Below are 20788 nucleotides of genomic sequence, written 5' to 3'. Positions count from 1 at the left end.
ATTAGCGGGGCCAGCTTGTTTTTTTGAGGGTATTCATTTGAGATAACGCCATAGGGTGGTTCTGCTGATCCCTAGCTGCGCAGCCGTTTTTGTCTGATTGCCCTTGTTCTGATCAAGGATGGCCAAAACAATTTCCCTTGTATAGTCAAACAGCGTTTTGTCTTCAACCAGATTTTGCGTCAGATTCGTTGAAATATTGACGGACGGCAATTCGGCCCTTTCATGCTTCAACAATTCCAGCACTTGATGCTCCGAAATGTAATAGGAATTTGAATACAGGACCAGCTTTTTAATGCATTGCTCTAATTGATTAAGATTTCCCGGCCAATCAAAGCTAAGCAATTCCTTGATCGCTTTAGGATCAAAGCCGATTACTTTTTTGTTGCATTCAATATTGGTTTTGTTGAGCAGAAGGGTGATAATACCGGACAGCTCGTTTTTTCGTTCGTTAATGGACGGTGAATAAATAGTGCCGCAATCTACATTTGTTTTAATAAGATTAAAAATGTGTTTCGTTTTATCCGCGCCTTTTACACTGTACGTAAATAAAATATTGTTCTTTTGCAGCAGCTTGGTATTGCTAATAATGGCAAGCAGCTTTTCTACATCGTGAATACTCATTTGTTCGATATCTTTAAACAGCAAGGTATTTCCCATCTCCACTAAAGGGCCGTTTGAGGAGTTGAGCAAATATTTCCAGGTCCGTTCATTAACCAGCTCGGATTGAACCACAATCAAATTATTCGTATGGTTTTTTTGCTCCAGATAGGCTTTATAGGCCAAGCTCGTTTTAGCGGTGCCGCTTTCTCCAAAAATCAACATGGCATTGTAGTAGGAGCCTAATTTCTCGATCTGGCTTTTGGAGGATTCCTGTATAAATGATGTGAACAAAAGCTTTTTATTTATAATTTCTTCGATTTCAGCTTTATTGTAGTATTTCACTCCAAAGCTATTGTTGATAAGCGGAGGCGTCGAATTTTTCACCTCGCAAAGATAATAGTCCTCCTCTAGTAGGAGTTGTTTTATTTTCAGCTGATAAACCTGGGTATTATGCGTGTGATAAAATTGCTGCTCTCCGTTAAAGTCTTTTTTTGTTGTAAGAAAATGACTAATGGATTGCTCTAATTTGGGATCAATGTTCGAAAAAACGCAGCTTCGCTGATTATCAAAAATGGCTATTTTTTGCGATTGGGCTTGAAAGCCTGCCGTTAAAAGCTCGTTTTTTTGTTTGATTTTTTTCCTGTCATTCACCAATGAAATAGCTTGCTGATAGGCATTTTTAATGCTTTCGATTCCGGAAGTAATCAATATGGCATTTATTGATTTGCTCAGCGCCATTTTATGAGTAACGGCATCGCATAACACCATCTCGCAGCCTTCGTACTTTAATTGGCTGATCAATTCTCCGGCGTCCGAGGAATTATCCATAGTTATAATTTTAATATTGTATTGCAAAATATCGCAGATTAGGTGAGCCGTTTCCGTAATGCTTGGATAGCCTATAATGGCAAAATTGTCCGTATAGTTATTGGCAAGCTTGATGGCGCCCAATATGTCATAAACCGAGATGGAGACGTCAATGACAGGGATGGAGACGGATTTATGAATCAAACTAGCCGTGCCGCCTCTGGATATAATGGCATCGTAGTTCTCTAGCGGTAATTCAGATACTAATTGCCGGCCTTCTTCCAAATCGGCCGTATAAATTATAACATCAATTTCATCCGCGAATTGATTGCCAACAATCGTCATGGAATGATTCAGTTCTTCATAAGGCGCTATACCAAGCAGCTTCATTTTTTTACCCATATCCCTGCTCCCCTTTCCCAAAACTGTTTCATATATGAACAATTATAATGCACGGCTGAATTTAAAGATATTATTTTTAATGATTGTTTCAAAAAGAAACATATTGTTTTTGTATATGGTTAATTAATTTTTGGTATGGCTATACAATAAAAGCAAGAGGTAGAGGGGGTGAGTGGATGCTCAAACTGCTGATCATCGCTGATGATTTCACTGGAGCTTTAGATACGGGCGTTCAGTTTGCAAATCTTGGCGTAAAAACCTTAGTCACAGCAGAGCTTGATATGGACTACAAATCGCTAGAGGACGATTTGGAAGTTTTGGTGATGGATACGGAAAGCCGATATCTGTCATTTGATGCTTCCCGGCAAACCATCCGATTGATTCTGGAACAAGCCAAAAGCATTCAAGTGCCGTTCATTTATAAAAAAGTTGATTCTGCTTTAAGAGGAAATATCAGCAGTGAAATCAAGGCGGTTCTGGATCACTTTCCTAATCAGAAAATTCCTTTTATCCCTGCCTTTCCGGAAATCCATCGCATCGTCCGAGATGGCAATCTTTATATCGACGGACAATTGGTTTCCGAAAGCGTGTTTGGCCATGATCCCTATGAGCCGGTTACAGAAAGCCATATTCCAAAAAGGCTTAAGGCCGAAGCGAACATAGAGGTTCAACTAACTCATTATGCCGGAATCGACAAAGCAACCGATGGATTGTTGCTGTTTGATAGCGAATCAGACCAAAGCTTGCTTCAAATTAGAAATGCCCTGAAGGAAAGGAATCTTTTAAACATAACGATTGGATGCGCCGGGTTTGCAAAGGTGCTGGCAAGTGCCATTTTTCCGCAAACAAGGCCTCAAAAAGAGTCCGTTTACGCACCGTTAATTGTGATTAGCGGATCTGTTAACCCTATTACCAGACAGCAAATCGAATATGCCGAATCACATAAATGTAAGCGCTTTTCCTTGACTCCCCGCCAGCTGCTGGAATCCGGTTATTGGGAGAGCGAAGAAGGCCAGCAATGTCTTAACGCCTATCTTGGGGCGGTTTCGGGAAATGAAGTAATCATTTTTGAAACGCTGAGCCATTATACAATGAATAATTTAACGGACTACGGACAATCCAAGGACATTCCGCCTTCCGAATTTCGTGTTAGAATCGCGCAATCCCTTGGCAATTTGTCCAAGCAGCTGCTAATCCGACAGGTTAACCGGACCTTGCTGTTTACAGGCGGCGATACTTTGTTTCAATCCATGCAAGTATTAGAGATTAATCAAATTAAACCCATCTGCGAGATACGGCAAGGCGTCGTTTTGTCGGAAATGCTGTGGAAGGATAAACCCATTCAGGTCATAACAAAATCGGGCGGATTCGGAAACAAGGAATTATTTGTCGATATGAATAAAAACCTACTAGAGCAGGAGGAACAACGATGCTGATAGATTATAGCTTGAGAATGCCCAAAAACATTTTTGCAGGTGAAAATGCGTTGGAGCAATTGGACTCCATTCTTGCAGGTTCTATTAAAAAGGTTGTTATTTTTACGGACAAGGGCGTTTTGAATGCCGGCTTGACCGAAATCCCTAAACAAATTCTTGCCCATAAAGGTATTGAATATACGATTATTTCCGAAATACCCGCAGAGCCTAACTACCATCAGGCTCAGGAAATTGTCAATCAGTTTAAAGAAGAAAAAGCTGATTTCATCATTGCAGTTGGCGGCGGCAGTGTGATGGATGTTGCTAAATTGGCCTCTATCCTGGCAACCGATGACTACACGGTAAAGGATTTGCTGGACTCCCCGCTGCTTGCCAAAAAGCAGGTCGCAACCTTGATGATCCCAACGACCGCCGGAACAGGCGCGGAGGCAACGCCAAACAGCATAGTTGCAATCCCGGAAAAGGAGCTTAAGGTCGGAATCGTTAACCCGGAGATGATTGCGGATTACGTTATTTTGGACGGCCGTTTAATTAAAAAATTGCCAAAGCCGATTGCAGCAGCAACAGGAGTAGATGCCTTATGCCACGCTATTGAATGCTATACGTCCACAAAAGCAAATCCTTTTAGCAATACGTTTGCCTTGGAAGCCCTTGATTTAATTATGAACAATATTATAGAGGCTTGTACGAATCCGGAGGCGCTTAAAGCTAAAAACAATATGCTGCTTGGCTCTTTCTACGCAGGCGTAGCCATCACTTCCTCCGGCACAACAGCCGTCCACGCTCTTTCTTATCCGCTTGGGGGCAAATATCATATTCCGCACGGCGTTTCAAATGCCATCTTGCTGACCCCGGTTATGCGCTTTAATGAGCCGGTCATCAAGGAGCAGCTTGCCGTTGTATACGATCGTGTTGTAAGGGGCGGAAATCCCCAATTGGCGGCGGATGAAAAATCTAAAGCAATCCTTGCCGAGCTCGAACGAATCGTTGAGGTGCTTGAAATTCCAACAAGCCTGAAATCCTTTAATGTGCCGGAGCATGATCTTGAGGGCCTCGTAGAAGCCGGCATGCAGGTGACTCGTCTTTTGGTTAACAATAGGCGCGAGGTAACGCCGGAGGACGCAAGAAATATTTATTTAGAGGTATTGTAGACAGGAGGAACTGCATATGGCCGATATTAAAGGCATTATTGCCCCCATCATTACGCCAATGAATGACGATGAAAGCGTTAATTACGATGAGTTAAAGGTACAAATTGAACGTTTGATTCAAAATGGCGTTCACGGGATTTTTGTTTTTGGCACAAACGGCGAAGGCTATATTTTATCGGAGGATGAAAAATGTGCCATTATGAAAACAGCCGTTGATCAAGTGGCCGGCCGTATTCCTGTTTATGCTTCAACAGGCTTAAACGGCACACGGGATACTATTCGTCTTTCGGCTAAGGCTAAGGAAATCGGCGTTGACGTCTTGTCCATTATTACGCCCGGATTTGCGGCTGCTTCACAGGATGAGCTTTACACTCATTTCAAAACCGTGGCTGATCAAGTGGACCTGCCTATCGTTTTATACAATATTCCGGCGCGAACGGGCAATGCCATAGCTCCGGCGACAGCGGGCAAGCTGAGCAAACTAAACAACATTGTCGGCATTAAGGACTCAAGCGGCAATTTTGACAACATCCTTCAATATATCGAGCAAACACGGAATCAGGAAGGGTTTGCGGTATTGTCAGGCAATGATTCTCTCATTTTGTGGACCTTGCTGGCTGGCGGAACGGGCGGTGTTGCGGGCTGCTCCAATGTCTATCCGTTCACCATGTCGCAAATTTACGAGCAGTTTGTTGCAGGCGATCTTTCATCGTCGCGGCTTTATCAAGACTCCATCCGTTCCTTTAGAGACTGCTTCAAATACGGCAATCCAAATACGATCGTTAAATATGCCGTTGCCGAATTAGGATATCCCGTTGGAGCATGCCGCGCGCCATTCAATCAGCTTTCCGGGCAAGGCTTTGAAGCGCTTCGCCAGGTGATTGCACAAAACAAAACCAATGGCATGAAATAAAGGAGGCAAGCCCATGAAAAAAATAATCGGGATTACTATGGGAGATCCGGCTGGCATCGGCCCTGAACTATCGCTCAAGGCCTTTTCCAAGCCCGAATTGTACAACCAATGCAGACCGCTTCTCGTAGGCGATCAATCGGTCATCGACTTTTATCTTGCCAAACATCCTGAATTGAATTTGAAAATAAACGTAATTCAACAACCCGGAGACGGTCTCTATCAATACGGCACCATTGATTTAATTGACCTCGGCATTGTCGATATGGAGCATTTCCAAATTGCTGAAGTTTCGGTGACGGGCGGCGACGCTGCCTTCCACTATGTCAAAAAAGTAATTGAGCTTGCGCTTGCGAAGGAAATTGATGCTACCGTTACAAATCCGCTAAATAAAGAAGCAATGAATGCTGCGGGTCATCACTATGCGGGCCACACCGAAATTTATGGCGATCTGACCAATACGGAGAAATATACGATGATGCTGGCTGACGGCAATTTGCGCGTCGTCCATGTTTCAACTCATGTATCCTTGCGCGAAGCCTGTGACAGGGCAACAAAAGAACGGGTATTGGATGTCATTCGCATTGCCGACAAAGCCTGCAAAAACCTGGGGATCAGCAAGCCGCGAATTGCAGTAGCCGGACTTAACCCTCATTGCGGCGAAAACGGTCTTTTTGGCACGGAGGAAATTGAACATATCAATCCGGCGGTTGAAGCAGCTAAAGCAGAAGGCATTCATGCGTTTGGTTCATTGCCTGCGGACACCTTGTTTTCCAAAGCTAGAGGCGGAATGTTCGATATTGTTGTTGCCATGTATCACGATCAGGGCCATATCCCCTTGAAATTGCTAGGATTTATCTATGATCAAGAAACGAGCTCATGGAAGGCGGTCGAGGGTGTAAATATTACATTGGGCCTGCCTATCATCCGTACATCTGTAGACCATGGCACAGCCTTTGACCAGGCGGGCAAATGGACGGCAAGCGAGCTGAGTCTGGAAAATGCCATTGATTACGCCGTCAGGCTTGCCGAAAATACCCGATAGCCTTTACGAAAACCATCCATACCTTGGAAGTCCTATCATGTCTAAAAGTCGGAGGAGATTATAAAATGACAAGCTTGCCAAGTGTAAGAGCTTCTGAACCCAATGGCGTTGTTTATCGTGATGAGTTTCTGATGGTTGATTTTGGCTTAATCCCGACAGGCGGCAATAAAACGGCGCATGCCCCCTCTTTAATTGAAACGGCAGACGGAGGCTTGCTCTGCGCATGGTTTGCGGGCAGCTTTGAAGGCAGCGGAGATATTTCGGTCGTTGTGTCCAAGCTTGATCCGGTAGAGCAAGTATGGTCCGTTCCTGAAACCGTATCAAAGGGCGTGGATCGCAGCGAGCAAAATCCGGCGTTTTTCAGATCGCCTGAAGGCTCCATCTGGCTAATTTACACCTCGCAGCTAAGCCGCCAGGAAGGCAAGGACAACATGCAGTTTACGTCCATCATTATGGTTCAGAAATCGAATGACGAAGGCCGGACATGGGGAGAGCCCGAGGTGCTTTTTTCAGAGGAAGGTACGTTTTCACGCCAGGAAATTCAAATTTTGAGCAATGGGCGTTGGTTATTTGCAACCTGGCTATGCGAGGATTCGGCCGAAGGGTTAACCAATGATCCTACTGAATTCCGCATCTCCGACGACCAGGGGCAAACATGGAAAAAGGTAAGAATGCCCGAAAGCAACGGACGCGTTCATGCCAATGTAATCGAAGTGCAGCCAGGCCATCTGGTCGCATTTATGCGCAGCCGTTTCGCAGACTATATCTATTCAAGCAAATCGCTTGATTATGGCGATACGTGGTCCGTGCCGCAAAAAACCGTTTTGCCCAATAATAACGCAAGCATCAGTGCAATCAAGCTTCAAACCGGCGAAATTGCGCTTGCCTACAATGTAAACGCGGCACGTAATCCGGAGTTTGGCAAAGTGGCCTGGCCTGGCTTGAGAAATCCGGTGGCCGTTTCGATTTCCGAGGATTTTGGGCAAACATGGCCGATTGGCCGTGTATTTGAAGCAGCCGAAGGATTTATCGGCGCGGAAAACAAAACAAACAATGCCCAATACGAATACCCGACGCTGTATCAGACGAAGGATGGACTCTTGCATCTTGTTTATGCTTACAAAAATAGAATTTGCGTCAAATATGTACGCTTTTCGGTAAGTGACGTATTTGGCGAAAAGCGCGAGGCGGACGGTCTGTACAATCCAACGTCCGGCGAAGGGGTCGAAGCTTCAGAGTAAGCGTCAGCCCGATTATGCTATGACTGGGCATGTGCCGCTTGCTGCGCTCCGCAAAAGGTCAAGGGGTTGTCCCTCAGGTCTATTTAGACCTTTTTGGGACAACCCCTTTTTGTTACAAAACAGCAGCGGAGCCGCCGTCGATGTTGACGGAGGTGCCGGTAACAAAGGAAGCCGCATCCGATACAAGAAAGCCGATTACATTGGCGGCTTCTCGGGCTTCGCCGATACGGCCAAGCGGAATGTTGTGCCGCGGATCGCGGGCGAATTCCTCCCACGTTTTGTCCGGCGCGGTATTGCGCCATTTGTTCTCAATCTGGTCGCTGCGAATCAAGCCAATGCAAACCGCATTGACGCGAATGCCATTGGCCGCCAGGTCCTTGCTCATCGCTTTGGTCAAGGCCAAGCCCGCTGCGCGGCTGACTGAAGTAGGCAGCGAGGAAGCCGATGGCGTTTTGCCGCCTACTGCTGTTACGTTAACGATTGCGCCCCCGCCAGCCTCCCGCATATGCGGCAAGGCTTCCCTTGTAAAATGTATGGCACCGTACAGCTTCAGGTCCAGATCGGCATCCCAGGCTTCGCTGCTTACCTCCGCAAAAGGCTTCGCAGCCGACGTACCGGCATTATTGACCAGAATGTCCAAACCACCCATATGTTGAACGGCTTCCGCGACGGCCCGCTTGACATCAGCTTCCTTCGAGACATCGGCGGTTATCGCCAGGGGCAATTGGCCCGTTTCCGACTCGATACGGACCGACGCCTCCCGCAAATGCTCCTCATTACGGGCAACAATGGCAACCTGAGCGCCCTCCTTGGCCAGCAGCAAAGCTGTAGCAAACCCGATGCCTTTGCTTCCGCCCGTTATAATCGCTCTTTTGTTCCGCAAGCCCAATTCCATGTTTATTCCGCCTCCCTGAATGGATTACGTTCATTTCCACAGCCGATATATGCACGTCCAACTCTTTCAAGGCTATTTTACCATAGATGCTTCCCCGGCTCATGAATCAGACCTGCCCAATGCAACATAAAAGCAAAATTTTGCAACAAAACGACGATTTGTAGAAATGTGAAATAAAACAGAGAGGGGCGCTTACCGTATCAGGGCAAGCTGCCGCCTCTCTTGGGCTTTGTTTCTATTATTATTTGCCAGTATGGAAAGCGATCAGCTTAAGCTGCGTCATTTCATGAACGGCATACATGACGCCTTCTGTTCCTTTGCCGCTGTCCTTCACGCCGCCGTAAGGCATCTGGTCAATGCGGAAGGTCGGGATGTCGTTGATGACGACGCCCCCGGCATGCAGACAACGCGCCGCCTCCAGCGCATGGTGGATGTTCGGCGTGTAGATGCCCGCCAATAACCCGTAACGGGATTCATTCACGATAGCTACTGCCTCGTCCAGCGTATCAAAAGGCAAAACGGACACAACAGGCCCAAACACTTCTTCGCTCCACACGTTGGAGGACGGCGAAACCTCCGCCAAAACCGTCGGCGCATACACATTGCGCCCTCCGGCCTCTGCATCAAGCCGTTTCCCGCCTGTTACAATACGGGCACCCTCGGCAGCGGCCTGCTCCACCCATGACGTTACCCGCTCCGCTGCTTTATCGGATATAAGCGAGGTAATCGCCGTGTTTTCTTTGTCTGGAGCTCCAACCGGCAAAGCGGCGGCAGCAGCGCTTAACCGCTCCACAAAAGCGCTGTACAAGGAGCGATGCACCACTACGCGCTGAAGCGAAATGCAGATTTGTCCGTTATACCCGAATGCGCCTGCCGCGCAGCGGTCTATGACGGCGTCCAGATCGGTGCCTTCATCTACAATAAGAGCCGCATTGGAGCCCAGCTCCAGCGTCGTGCGCCGCAAACCGGCTTGCCGCTGAATGATTTCGCCTATGGCATGGCTGCCTGTAAAGCTCACCTTCTGCACAAGGGGATGTGACGTCAATGTCTCGCCCAGCACAGCCCCGCTGCCGGTTACCACATTCAAAACGCCGTCCGGCAAGCCCGCCTCCCGAAACAGCTCGCCAAGCAGCAGCGCGCTCAGAGGCGTGTATTCAGAGGGCTTGACGACAATGGTATTGCCTGCCGCTATAGCTGGCCCAACCTTATGCGCTACCAGATTAAACGGAAAATTAAATGGAGTAATGGCCGTGACAACGCCTATCGGCTCGCGGATCGTAAACCCGAGCCGGTTCTGACCGCCCTCCGCCGCATCCATGACCACCTGCTCGCCGGTAATCGCCTTTGCCGCTTCGGCAGAGAAGCGGTACGTTTCAATCGTCCGGTTAATTTCCGCGCGGGCTGCCTGAATCGGCTTGGCCGCTTCCAGCTCCACAACGGCCGCTAGCTCCTCGCGTCTTTCCGCTATAAGCTCCGCCACGCGATACAAAATAGCACTGCGGCGAAACGCCGGCAAACGCCGGTACTCCTGGAAAGCGGCATGCGCCGCCTTGATCGCGGCAGCAGCCTCTTCGGGAGAAGCCTCCGCAATGATTGCTATTTCTTCCCCGCTGTAGGGCGAATACAAGGCTGCGTGCTGTTGAGCCGCAGCCCATTGACCGTTAATCCATAGCTCCCGCCTTGTTGTCGTCATGTGTCCATCCCTCCTGTACCTTTACCCCATCGTACTACAGATTCCACCGTTTCCAAATATCTTCGATATCCTCAGCCGTAACCGCCTCGACCCCCAGCCCGGCCGCCAGCTTGTGAACCTCCTGCTTGCGGTTCCACCGGAGCGACGGCGGCAGCTCCTGCAGCAGCACGGCCAATGCATCGCTGGCTTCAGGCGTAAAGCGGCGTTCGTACCGCTCGCGCGCTTCTCCAAACTGCCAAAGCGGCTGTACAATCCCTGCTATTTGCCGATGCCGGTCCGCGCGAAGCTCCTCCGTCGCCAGACGATCCCACGTAAACAGATTGCCGGCGGGATCGTTGGCAAGCTCGGCAATGACGACCCCGTATTGTTCAGCAGCTTGCGCCGCGCTGAGCAGGCCGTCGGCAACCTCTCGCACAACCAGCTCAGGCGAGCGGTCCAGCGGATTGCCCCAGCCGCCGCCTCCAGGCGATCTAATGCTGATGATATCTCCCCGCTCCGGCTTCAGAACGCTGATTTTGGATATCGGCTTGCTTTCGCCGTCCGGATTAAGCACGATATGGCCCAGCGCACCCGCCTTGCCGCCAGTCAAGCCCCAAGGCTGAAAGCTCATCCGCTCCAGGCCCCTTGCGGTCACGATGGACTCCGCTTTCCTGATCTCAAAATCCAGACCGATAGCATGGCCTCCGCGATGCAGGCCCGCGCCGCCGGTATCCGGCAGAAGCTCATAGCGGTGAACCAGCACATCGATATGCTGCTCCAGACTTTCGATTGGCGTATTTTGCAGGAAGCCGGAGGCATGGTCGATGCCGTCGACGCCGTCCATATCGCTTTGGCCGCCGCCTCCTCCGCCCATGGGCTCAACAACCGCCATGTCGCGGGATTTGCCGTCTTCGCCCGGCGTGGACAAAACGACGATTGCGGCTTGTCCCGCTCCCGCCGCAGGCACCAGCTCCGGCACGGCCTGCGACAATGCGCCCAGCACGGCGCTGTACAGCCGCATCGTAATAGCATGGCGCACCCCGACAGAGGCGGGATACTCCGGGTTAACTATGCTGCCGCACGGAGCGATAACGCTGATCGGCGCAATGATGCCCCCGTTGACGGGGATGTAGGGATCGGAGCTGATAATATAGTTGATCAGCCCTTGCAGCATAAAGGAATGCGGCTTGCCGTTTGTCACCAGATTAAAAGCGGTGCTGACCTGAGAATCGCATTTGGTGAAGTCCAGCACCATCTCCGAACCTTCCACCGTCAACGTTAACGCAAGCCGAATCGGCACATCGGACACCATATCATCGTCCAGATAATCCGCGAATGCATAGCTGCCGTCCGGAATGGCGGAGATGACCTGGCGCGAGCGCTGCTCTCCCTGCTCCAGCAAATCCAGCATGGCGTCCTTCACCGCTTGACTGCCAAATTTGCGGGCCATAGTATGAAGCCGGGTTTCTGCCGTATTAACCGCAGCCACCATTGCGTTGATGTCGCCCATATTGAGGCCGGGCACACGGCTGTTATTGTCCAGAAACGACAACACGTCCCGGTTTGGGTTACCTGCCCGGAAAAGCTTGACCGGCGGAATGCGCAGGCCTTCCTGGTGGATATCGGTAGCCAGCGGCGATATACTCGCCGGAACCAGACCCCCGACGTCGCTGCAATGAACGAAGGACCAGGCATAGCTAATTAATTCTCCGTCCACAAAAATCGGCTTGAACACATGCACATCGGGAAGATGCGTAGCAAGTCCGTCGGTGCTGTAGGGATCGTTCGTAATAATAATGTCGCCCGGCTCCAGCTCCTCCCGGCAGGACTGGATCGCCTGTTGCAGACTAAGGCCCATAAAGATAGTTACCCCGATGGATTGCGGATAAACAAAAAACTGCCCGGAAGGAGCCGCAAGAGCGGTCGCAAAATCCGCCGATTCCTTAACGAAAGTAGTCATGGAGGTTCTTTCGATAATATGGCCCATTCCGCTTGCTATGGCATTAAAATAACTCCGCATAATTTCCAGTGTTACCGGGTCCGTTCTCATGCCGTCTCCTCCCCTCTGCGAAGAACCAGATTGCCGTGACCGTCTATCCGGCCTTGCCATCCATCCAGCACCAGCACAGTCGTATCGTCCTGCTCCACAATGGCCGGACCACAAATGACATGGCCCTCAAGCAGCTCCGAACGCCAATATATAGACGCTTCATAAGAGCGTCCGTTGCAAATAATGCGTCGTTGCCCCTTCACCTCTGCCGGCACTTCCGCCTTTCCGATTTTCCTGATTCCAGGCTTGATCGTGTGTCCCAAAATACGGACGCGCAGTTGAATAACCTCCAGCGACGCATTTTCGTCATGATGGCCGTATTGCCGCTGATGCAGCTCGTGGAACGCCTTGATGATGCTGCGGTGATCCTTGCGACGAAGCTGCTTCTCTTCGATGGGCAGCTCCAGCTCGAAGGCCTGTCCCGCATACCGGATGTCCATAAAATAAAGGATGCTATGGCCCTCAAGGCCGTTGATTTGCTGCTCGTTCAGCCAAGCCTCCGCTTGTGCCGAAAGCTTGCGGAACTCGCCCCGCAGCAGGGACAGCGGAATTTGCTCCAGCTGCTCGTAACGGGCTTGCACCGCGTCGTAAGCAAAGTCGGCCAGCAGCGAGCCAAGCGCGCAGAGCGTGCCGGGACTAGGGGGAATCAACACTGAATCTGCTCCAATTTCCTCGGCCAAAAAGCTGACGACGACCGGACCGGCGCCGCCAAAGCCCATCAGGCTAAAATCTCGCGGGTCCAGCCCATGCTGCTCGATAATGCCGCTAAGCTCGGCGTACATATTGGCGACCGCGACCTGAATCATTTTGTCCGCCGTTTCCCAAATGTCGCATTCCAGATAGTCGGCAATCGGCTGAAGCGCCTTGGCCGACAGCTCGGGATGCAGTCTGACGTGGCCCGCCGCAAACCGGTCGGGATTAATATAGCCGCAGAGCAGAAACGCGTCCGTCATCGCCGCTTTATCGCCGGAGCCGTAGCAGGCCGGACCGGGGTTTGAGCCAACGGACTCGGGACCTACCTTCAGCAAGCCTCCCTTGTCGATCCAGGCGAAGGAGCCGCCGCCCGCGCCTACCGAAAAAATCGACACCGCAGGCAAAATAATCGGAAAACCGGCGAGATGATTGCTCTGTACAAAAGACGGCTGCAAATTTTCGATGATGGATATATCCGCGCTGGTGCCGCCCATATCCAGCGTAATGACATTGCGCAAGCCAGCGGACTCCGCCGCCCGAACCGCGCCGACAATGCCTCCGGCCGGACCCGAAAACAGCGTCCGTACCGGTGCTTCCGCAGCCGTTCCAATATCCATCAGTCCGCCGTTGGACTGCGTAATAAAAGGCTTCGCCGTCACGCCTTCCAGCAGCAAGCGTTCCGCCAAGGTTTGAAAATACCGTTTGCAAGTCGGCAATATATATAAATTTACGGCAGCCATGACGGCGCGTTCGTATTCGCGCATCTGCGGCCACAGCTCGGCGGACGTCGTTACTTCCAGACGGCCTCCCGAACGTTCCTTGACCCGTCTCGCTGCCGCAAGCTCATGTTCAGCGTTTTTATAGCTATGAAGAAAACATACAACAATCCCTTCGACCTTGGCCGCGATTGCGGAGTCAATTGCTTCATCGAGCTGCTCAAGATCGAGCGCCCGGGCAACGGTGCCGTCCTGGCGCATCCGCTCCGCGATGGGGTAGACGAGACTCCGGGGAACCAGCGGCTCCGGCAGTCTGGAACGAAAATCATAAGGCACGGGCAGTCGTAAACGCTGCAGGTGCAAAATATCCCTGAAACCTTCCGTTACGAACAGCGCTGTTTTGGCGCCTTTTCTTTGCAGCAATGTATTTAAACCAATGGTTGTTCCGTGTACGAAATAATGGATTTGATCCGCCGTCAATCCCTTTTCTCTCAGAAGAAGCAGACCGTTTGCGATTCCCTGCACAGGGTCACCCGCCACTGTCGGCGTTTTGAGGCTGACGGTTGCTCCGCTTTCTTCTTCATATACGGTGAGATCCGTAAAGGTCCCCCCGATATCGATACCTAGGCGGATTTTGGATGTGCTCAAGTACATTTGCCCCCTTTTTTTGTCGTATGGAAAGAAAAGAGGCCGCCCGGGCAGAGAACTCAGGCAGCCTCCCTTTAACTGTTACGCACCGTCACAGCAAAAGCAGCTTTCCACTTATAAAACGGCCGTCCTTCACCACCTGCTTGTCTCCCCTAAGAACATTCAAGTTCTGAAGAGGATTATCCTGCACGATCAGCAAATCGGCTTTTTTGCCGGCTTCGATTGTGCCGCGGTCATGAAGATCAATACAATCCGCGGCTACCCGCGTGGAAGCATGGATAACCTCCATCGGCGTCATGCCCGCTTCTTGCATAATGATCAGCTCGTCAAAATAAAACCTGGGCGGCGTGGCGGGAGAGCCGCAGTCGGTTCCCGTCGCGATCTTGACCTTCAGCGACACGGCCTGCTCCAGCATGCTGCGATGCGGCTCCAGCACATGCTGCACCTTTTTGTGCGCCCACGGCGGAATGCCGCTGTCCGATGCTAGATTGCGGAATACAATCATGGTCGGCACAAGATATGCTCCTTGGTCCTTCATGCGGATAAGCGTTTCGCGGTCCGCGTAAATGCCATGCTCGATCGTTTCGATGCCGGCATCGAGACAATTGATGATGCCCTGCAAGCCTTGCGCGTGAGCTGCGGTTTTTTTGTTCTTTTTGACCGCTTCCTCGCGGGCTGCCTTCAGCTCGGGCAGCGTCATCTGGACCGAGCCCGGCTCTTCGCCGTTTGTATAGATGCCGCCTGTCGCCATCACCTTGATGACGTCGGCGCCTTGCTTCAGCAAACCCCGCGCCGCCTTGCGAACCTCGTCCTCGCCGTCGGCTTCCACGCCGATATAGTGGATATGCCCGCCCGTCATGCTGATTGACGGACCGGACGCCACAATAGTTGGGCCAACAAGAAGATTGGCGTTAATGGCGTTGCGGAGCTGCAGCACCGTTTTGAACGGAGAAGCAAGATCGCGAACGGATGTAATGCCCAGAGACAACGTCTGCAGCGCATGACGATAGGCATAAAGCGTGACGGTTTCGGGGTCGGCCCCGGAAATCAGCGTCTGCGGATGGGACGAGCCGTTCCAGATCAGATGGACATGCGTGTCGATCAAGCCAGGTAATACATAAGCGCCCTGGCAGTCGATTACTTCGCCAGAGGCCGCGGGATAGTCTCCCCGTCCTACGCTTGCGATTGAATCGCCGTCAATGACGACGTAAGCATTATCCAGTGGCTCTTGGGACAGGCCGTCGATCAAGATGCAATTTTTCAGTATTTTCATGCTGCTGCCTCCTGTCAGGTAGTCGTTATCGGTTGACCAAAACGGCTTAGCAGCAAGGCGATATGGGCGATGCCTTGCTTCAAGTCGCCGATCCGAACATTTTCGTTCGGCGCGTGGTAGCGTGAGCCGATCCAGCCGATGCCTGTGCTCACAATCGGCAGCTCAAGCACCGAGCCGAGATCATACATAGGCCCACAGCCCGGATGGCTTGGCGTTAACGTAACGCCGTCCGGGTACAATTCCTCCGCTGTGCGCTGGACCAGCTTAACGAAGGGGTCCGACAAATTCGAACGAAAGCCCCGCTGCCGGTCGTTCAGCACGTTGATATGGATGTCGCCGAAACCGTGCCTGTCCAGATGGGCGCGGAGCAGGCGAAGGATAGTTTGCGGCTCCTGCCCCGCAGCAAGCCTTACCTCTACCTTGGCAATGGCTTCGCTTGGTATAAGCGTTTTGGCCCCGCTGCCGGTATATCCGCCATGGATGCCGCAGACGGTGAGCAGCGATTCAAAGGCAGTGACGACGCGCGGGTCCTTGCCGGAACGCTCCGTCAGCAAGGGAAGGCGCAAGCCATACAGCTTCTTGATTGCTTCGCCGTCAAACGGAAGCTTCCTGACCGCTTCCAGTTCCTCGGGGGTTGGCTCCTTTGCATCGTCGTGAAAGCCTTCCACCGTCACTTCGCCATTCTGATCCTTCAGGCTCGACAACGCATGCGCCAGACGGAGCGCAGGATTGTCTATGTAGCCGCTGGACAGCGAGTGCTGGTCCTGATCGGCCCCCTTGCAGATCAGCTCCATATAGAGCAGCCCTCTTAAACCCGCAACCAGGCCCTGGCGCTCGCCTTCATCCTTATAGCCAAATTCCCAGATACAAGCGTCTGCCGCAAAATAATCACTGTATTTGGCCACATAAGGAGCCAAATTCGGACTGCCGATTTCCTCCTCGCCCTCCACCATAAACTTGACGTTGCAGGGCAAGCCGCCCGGCTGCCGCCGGAGCAGGTCAACCGCCGCAAGACGCGCGGCGATATCGCCTTTGTTGTCGCCAACGCCGCGGCCAAACAGCTTCCCTTCCCGCTCTGTCAGCGCAAAAGGCGGCGTTTCCCACTCCTCTGCCGGCTCCTCCGGCTGCACGTCGTAATGGTTGTAGAACAACAGCGTCTTGCCGGAATCGCCGCCCGTGCCTGCAGGGAAAAAGCCGTACACGACGGGATTGCCGGGAAGGTCGTCGAAGATCAACGCCTCGCCGCCCAATTCCTCCACGCTCCGCAACACACAGGATGCCGCCTCCGGGATGCCCCGGTGCTGCGCCGCAACGGAAGGGATGGACACCATCTCCCCGAGCAGCCTGACCGCAAGAGGATACGCCTCTTCTGCACCTTGCAGCCAGCGGTCCGCTTCTTTTTTGGACATGTTATTCTCCTCCTTCCGCTGCATCAGCAGGCCGGCCAATAAACGACGAAACCTGCATAAATCAGCATATTAATGAATCATCAAGTTATCGAATGCTCAAGTTGTCGGAGCTTATTCGGCAATATCCCAGTTTTGCAGCTCTGCGAAGGTGCCGAATACTTTAGGTCCGCCTTTGATGACTTTTTTGGATACCGGGATAAAGTCCGGGTCTGAATACAGCGTGATCAGCGGCAGATCCTTCTGCCAAAGCTCTTGCAGCTGGTTGTAAATCTCTTTGCGCTTGGCCGGATCGGCTTCGTTTTTGCCTGCCAGCAGCAAACGGTCGTTTTCCGCGCTTTCGTATTTCATAAAGTTGTACGGCTCATTGCTGCCGTAAAGCGACGTATAGTCAGGGTCCATCGTAAAGGTGAAGCCCATCAGCAGCAGGTCGTATTCGCCCGCGCGCGCTTTTTGCATAACGGTCGGGAAGTCGAAGGTGGAGATTTGGGCCTTCACGCCGACTTGACGCAAATTTTCGACGATAATGTTGGCTACCTGCTCCCGGATCTGGTTGCCCGTCGGCACGATCAGCTCCAGCGTGTCGTCAAAGTTCCATCCCGCTTGCTGGAACAGCGCTTTGGATTTCTCCGGATCGTAGTCATACGATTGGACGTCTGGATTACTGTACGCATGCAGAGAGGTATAAGGGCTGTTGATGATTTCTCCAGTGCCCGCCAGCAGCTCGTCCACGATAAATTGGCGGTTGATGCCGTATGCAATCGCTTGGCGCAATTCCACATTAGTGAGCTTGGCTTGATTGATCAGCACAGTCTGGAAGTTCAGCGTTGGTTCGATGCTGCTTGTTACATCCGGCAGGTTTTGAATCGTTTCATAATCCTGAACCGGAATTTTGGCAGGGGAGCCGCCGGAGGTCATATGAATCTCTCCGCTCTGCAGCTGAGCCACCAGATTCGGCACGGTCAAAATTTTGATATAGACATTGCCCAGCTTAGGCGCGCCTTGATAGTAGTCGGTATTGGCAGCAAGCTGCACGTATTGATCCTTTTCGTACTTCACGAATTTGAATGCCCCGCTTGTCACGGTCGGGTTTAGCATAAACGGGTCTTGCGCTAGTTGATCTTTGGCGACATTTTCAAGAATATGCTTCGGCAGGATCAAAATTTTGGAGCCGATTTGCTCCTTCACCAGATTGGGGTCAACCGGCTGCTTCGTCGTCAACGTGACGGTATGGTCATCGACCTTTTTGACGGACGGAATTTCGCTTTGTCCCTCCGGCAGCTTGCCTGTCGCTTCCACGCCTTCCAGAATGGAAACGTAAGCGCCGTAAACGGAATTTACTTGCGGATCAGCCGCACGGTTCAGCGTAAAGATTACATCGTCAGCCGTAAGCGGAGTGCCGTCGGACCAGGCCGCTTTTTCGTCCAGCTTGATCGTATAATTCTGGTTGTCCTCCGACTCGATCGATGCAGCCAGCTTGGGCACGAAGCTTAGCGGACCATCCATAACGAGCAGCGGATCAAACAGGAAGCCTTGTACATAGGTGGATGCGATATCGCCGTTCGCCAGCGGATTAAACGCAACAGGCGGAATGGACATGCCGATAAATAGCGTTTTGTCGGCGGCAGACTTGTCCCCGCCCTCCGATGCGTTGCTCGCGGCTGGAGAAGCCGTACCGGAGGTGCCGGCGTTATTGTTGCTGCTGCAAGCCGCAATGACCGTAATAGCCAAAACGATAACGAGCAGGCGAAGCAGAGATGTAGATTTTTTCAACATGCGTGAAACCCTCCATATTCGTGTTTGTAGGTGATGCTCTTTTCTGATTCCGTCTCTAACGCCGGCTGCCTCGCAGCGTCACCAGCAGCTTGCATTCCATCGCCAATTGCGACGGCTCGCCGAGCTTGCGCAAAACCTGTGAAAGACTTTTATCCGGCTTTATCCATCGCCGCTATTCAGCGCCTGCCTTTGGGGTCCATTACGTCGCGCAATCCGTCGCCCATAAAGTTAATGGAAATAACCGCGATAATGATCATGCAGGACGGCGGTACCCACAGCCATGGGCGGCCGGAAAGCGTAGAGAAGGACTGAGCCTCGATCAGCATATTTCCCCAGCTCGCGGTCGGAGGCTGGACGCCCATGCCAAGAAAGCTGAGCGATGCTTCCGTAATGATCGCCACGGCAATGCCGAAGGTGGCATTGACGAGAACGGGCGCAAGCACATTGGGCAAAATGTGCAAAAACAGAAGTCTGGGCGTACTATAGCCAAGCGCAATCCCGGCCTTGACGTATTCCTTTTCCTTTACTGACAGCACCCCGCCCCTGATCAGGCGTGCCACAGACGGCCAGCCAAGAAGGCCTAGCGCCAAAATAATGTTGCCCAGACTTGGTCCCAGCACGCTGACCATGACCAGAATGACCATCAGATAGGGGAAGGACATAAACACATCCGTAGCCCGCATCGCCAGACTGTCGATCCAGCCGCCGAAATATCCCGCCACAGCGCCAACCAACGTGCCGATAGCGACATAGATGGCTACTGCCCCCACTCCGACCGACAGCGAAACCCGCGAAGCATAAATCAGCCGGCTGAGCACATCGCGGCCGCTCTGATCCGTGCCTAGCAAATGTCCGCCCGTCCACGAAGGCGGCTGGTAAGAGCGTCCGATGGCATAAGGATCAAAGGGAGCGATCAGCGGCGCAAACAGCGCCATTAACGCCAGCAAAGCGAACAGGATCAACCCCGCCCCGGCCAGCCTGTGGCGAAAAAAACGTCTGGCCAGCTGCTTCCACCCGCCGTCCAGCTCTGCCGGAGCGGCCGGCGATGACGAGCTCCGGCTGTTCTCGCCGTCCGTCAGAACCGTTTTGTCACTCATGATCTGTCTCCCTTCATCGTTTGCCGTATTTGATCGCAGGGTCCGCCGCCGCATAAGCGATATCCGTCAAAAGATTAGCGGCCAGCACGGCGACCGCCGCAATCAGATTAATTGCCATCAACGTCGGATAATCGCGCGAGCCAATGGATTGAATCATCAATTGCCCCATGCCCGGCCAGCCGAATACCTGCTCCGTAATGACCGCCCCGCCGAACAGAAGCGGCACGTCGAGTCCCACCACCGTTATGATCGGGATCATCGCGTTCCGAAGCGCGTGTTTGTTGATGACGACGAATTCCGATAGTCCTTTTGCCCTCGCCGTCCGCAGGTAATCCTGCCCCAGCACCTCCAGCACGCTGGAACGAACGTACCGCACCATGCTTCCCGCCGAAGCGGTAGCCAGAATCAGCGCCGGCATGATCAGATGATGAAGAAGATCGCCAAATGTCTTTTCCTTGCCTAGCGTGTACATCCCGCCTGTCGGGAACAGCTTCCAGGTGAGCGCAAACAAATAAATGCCGCCTAGTCCCAGAATAAAGTTGGGGATGGATACGCCGAGAAAGGAAAAGGATGTTGCGGAATAATCCAGCCATGAATATTGCTTTCTTGCGCTGAGAATGCCGATTGGAACGGCAATGATATAGGCCAGCAGCAGAGACGAGCCCATCAATATAAGCGTAGGCCCGATCCGCGCGCCAACTACCTTGGCTACCGGCTCGTAGCTGGAATAGGAATAGCCGAAGTCTCCCTGCAGCATATTGCCCAACCAGCGAAAATATTGAATAAACACCGGGTCGTCGATGCCGAGCTGCTCCTTCCGCAAATCAATATCCGCCTGGCTCATGGAGGGGTTGATAAACATTTCCACAGGATTGCCCGGCGCCATATTGATAATGAGAAAATTGAACAGCGTTATCCCCGCAAGGACCGGAATCGCGATCAGGATGCGGCGCAGCAAATAATTAAGCAT

General features: G+C 52.0%; 15 protein-coding genes. 5 read left to right on the top strand and 10 right to left on the bottom strand.

All coding sequences use genetic code 11. The annotated features are described in order from the left end of the window. Positions 1-33: 33 nt before the first annotated feature. Positions 34-1809: a sigma-54-dependent Fis family transcriptional regulator gene (locus A7K91_RS24350; protein ID WP_068687094.1), complete on the bottom strand. Its 1776-nt coding sequence runs from the start codon at positions 1807-1809 to the stop codon at positions 34-36. Between the two features lie 176 nt (positions 1810-1985). On the opposite strand from A7K91_RS24350, the gene A7K91_RS24345 reads away from it, so the two are divergent. The 5 genes from A7K91_RS24345 (at position 1986) to A7K91_RS24325 (ending at position 7592) form a co-directional block, all read left to right on the top strand. Continuing rightward, on the top strand, positions 1986-3245 hold the full coding sequence (locus A7K91_RS24345; RefSeq protein WP_068687093.1) for a four-carbon acid sugar kinase family protein: 1260 nt from the start codon (positions 1986-1988) through the stop codon (positions 3243-3245). Further along, positions 3239-4396: an iron-containing alcohol dehydrogenase gene (locus A7K91_RS24340; protein ID WP_068687092.1), complete on the top strand. Its 1158-nt coding sequence runs from the start codon at positions 3239-3241 to the stop codon at positions 4394-4396. Before A7K91_RS24345 ends, A7K91_RS24340 begins: the two co-directional genes overlap by 7 nt. 16 nt (positions 4397-4412) lie before the next feature. Then, the gene (gene dapA / locus A7K91_RS24335; protein ID WP_068687091.1) at positions 4413-5309 is read left to right on the top strand and encodes a 4-hydroxy-tetrahydrodipicolinate synthase; all 897 of its coding nucleotides are present in this window, start codon (positions 4413-4415) and stop codon (positions 5307-5309) included. A 13-nt stretch (positions 5310-5322) separates the two neighbouring features. Continuing rightward, positions 5323-6351, top strand: coding sequence for a 4-hydroxythreonine-4-phosphate dehydrogenase PdxA (gene pdxA, locus A7K91_RS24330; protein WP_068687090.1), 1029 nt, complete (start codon positions 5323-5325; stop codon positions 6349-6351). A gap of 65 nt (positions 6352-6416) precedes the next feature. Next, complete coding sequence (locus A7K91_RS24325) at positions 6417-7592, top strand: sialidase family protein (protein ID WP_068687089.1); 1176 nt, start codon at positions 6417-6419, stop codon at positions 7590-7592. A 112-nt stretch (positions 7593-7704) separates the two neighbouring features. On the opposite strand, the gene A7K91_RS24320 is transcribed toward A7K91_RS24325, so the two are convergent. The 9 genes from A7K91_RS24320 to A7K91_RS24280 form a co-directional block, all read right to left on the bottom strand. Continuing rightward, positions 7705-8487: an SDR family NAD(P)-dependent oxidoreductase gene (locus tag A7K91_RS24320; protein WP_068687088.1), complete on the bottom strand. Its 783-nt coding sequence runs from the start codon at positions 8485-8487 to the stop codon at positions 7705-7707. Positions 8488-8728: 241 nt separating this feature from the next. Then, positions 8729-10180 (bottom strand): aldehyde dehydrogenase family protein, encoded by a 1452-nt coding sequence (locus A7K91_RS24315; RefSeq protein ID WP_068687087.1) that lies wholly within the window; start codon positions 10178-10180, stop codon positions 8729-8731. Positions 10181-10214: 34 nt separating this feature from the next. Continuing rightward, entirely contained in the window at positions 10215-12209 is a 1995-nt protein-coding gene (locus tag A7K91_RS24310) for a hydantoinase B/oxoprolinase family protein (RefSeq protein WP_068687086.1), read from the bottom strand. Then, positions 12206-14266: a hydantoinase/oxoprolinase family protein gene (locus A7K91_RS24305; protein ID WP_245697802.1), complete on the bottom strand. Its 2061-nt coding sequence runs from the start codon at positions 14264-14266 to the stop codon at positions 12206-12208. Before A7K91_RS24305 ends, A7K91_RS24310 begins: the two co-directional genes overlap by 4 nt. Before the next feature lie 91 nt (positions 14267-14357). Further along, positions 14358-15539, bottom strand: a complete 1182-nt coding sequence (locus tag A7K91_RS24300) for a metal-dependent hydrolase family protein (RefSeq protein ID WP_068687084.1) — start codon at positions 15537-15539, stop codon at positions 14358-14360. A 14-nt stretch (positions 15540-15553) separates the two neighbouring features. Further along, complete coding sequence (locus A7K91_RS24295) at positions 15554-16948, bottom strand: M20/M25/M40 family metallo-hydrolase (protein ID WP_068687083.1); 1395 nt, start codon at positions 16946-16948, stop codon at positions 15554-15556. Between the two features lie 111 nt (positions 16949-17059). Next, positions 17060-18721 carry an ABC transporter substrate-binding protein gene (locus A7K91_RS24290; RefSeq protein ID WP_082967723.1) on the bottom strand — a complete coding sequence of 554 codons (1662 nt, stop codon included), beginning with the start codon at positions 18719-18721 and terminating at the stop codon, positions 17060-17062. A 176-nt stretch (positions 18722-18897) separates the two neighbouring features. Then, on the bottom strand, positions 18898-19818 hold the full coding sequence (gene opp4C, locus A7K91_RS24285) for an oligopeptide ABC transporter permease (RefSeq protein ID WP_068687082.1): 921 nt from the start codon (positions 19816-19818) through the stop codon (positions 18898-18900). Positions 19819-19831: 13 nt separating this feature from the next. After that, positions 19832-20788: an ABC transporter permease gene (locus A7K91_RS24280; protein ID WP_068687081.1), complete on the bottom strand. Its 957-nt coding sequence runs from the start codon at positions 20786-20788 to the stop codon at positions 19832-19834.

Origin of the sequence: Paenibacillus oryzae (assembly GCF_001675045.1) — a bacterium.
Taxonomy (GTDB): Bacteria; Bacillota; Bacilli; order Paenibacillales; family Paenibacillaceae; genus Pristimantibacillus; species Pristimantibacillus oryzae.
The sequence above is the reverse complement of the archived record's forward strand: the minus strand, read 5'-3'. Positions and strand labels throughout refer to the sequence as shown.

Coding starts and splice junctions, on each gene's coding strand:
- A7K91_RS24350 (WP_068687094.1), bottom strand. CDS start 1,809: ATGGGTAAAAAAATGAAGCTGCTTGGTATAGCGCCTTATGAAGAACTG.
- A7K91_RS24345 (WP_068687093.1), top strand. CDS start 1,986: ATGCTCAAACTGCTGATCATCGCTGATGATTTCACTGGAGCTTTAGAT.
- A7K91_RS24340 (WP_068687092.1), top strand. CDS start 3,239: ATGCTGATAGATTATAGCTTGAGAATGCCCAAAAACATTTTTGCAGGT.
- dapA (WP_068687091.1), top strand. CDS start 4,413: ATGGCCGATATTAAAGGCATTATTGCCCCCATCATTACGCCAATGAAT.
- pdxA (WP_068687090.1), top strand. CDS start 5,323: ATGAAAAAAATAATCGGGATTACTATGGGAGATCCGGCTGGCATCGGC.
- A7K91_RS24325 (WP_068687089.1), top strand. CDS start 6,417: ATGACAAGCTTGCCAAGTGTAAGAGCTTCTGAACCCAATGGCGTTGTT.
- A7K91_RS24320 (WP_068687088.1), bottom strand. CDS start 8,487: ATGGAATTGGGCTTGCGGAACAAAAGAGCGATTATAACGGGCGGAAGC.
- A7K91_RS24315 (WP_068687087.1), bottom strand. CDS start 10,180: ATGACGACAACAAGGCGGGAGCTATGGATTAACGGTCAATGGGCTGCG.
- A7K91_RS24310 (WP_068687086.1), bottom strand. CDS start 12,209: ATGAGAACGGACCCGGTAACACTGGAAATTATGCGGAGTTATTTTAAT.
- A7K91_RS24300 (WP_068687084.1), bottom strand. CDS start 15,539: ATGAAAATACTGAAAAATTGCATCTTGATCGACGGCCTGTCCCAAGAG.
- A7K91_RS24295 (WP_068687083.1), bottom strand. CDS start 16,948: ATGTCCAAAAAAGAAGCGGACCGCTGGCTGCAAGGTGCAGAAGAGGCG.
- A7K91_RS24290 (WP_082967723.1), bottom strand. CDS start 18,721: ATGTTGAAAAAATCTACATCTCTGCTTCGCCTGCTCGTTATCGTTTTG.
- opp4C (WP_068687082.1), bottom strand. CDS start 19,818: ATGAGTGACAAAACGGTTCTGACGGACGGCGAGAACAGCCGGAGCTCG.
- A7K91_RS24280 (WP_068687081.1), bottom strand. CDS start 20,788: ATGCTTAATTATTTGCTGCGCCGCATCCTGATCGCGATTCCGGTCCTT.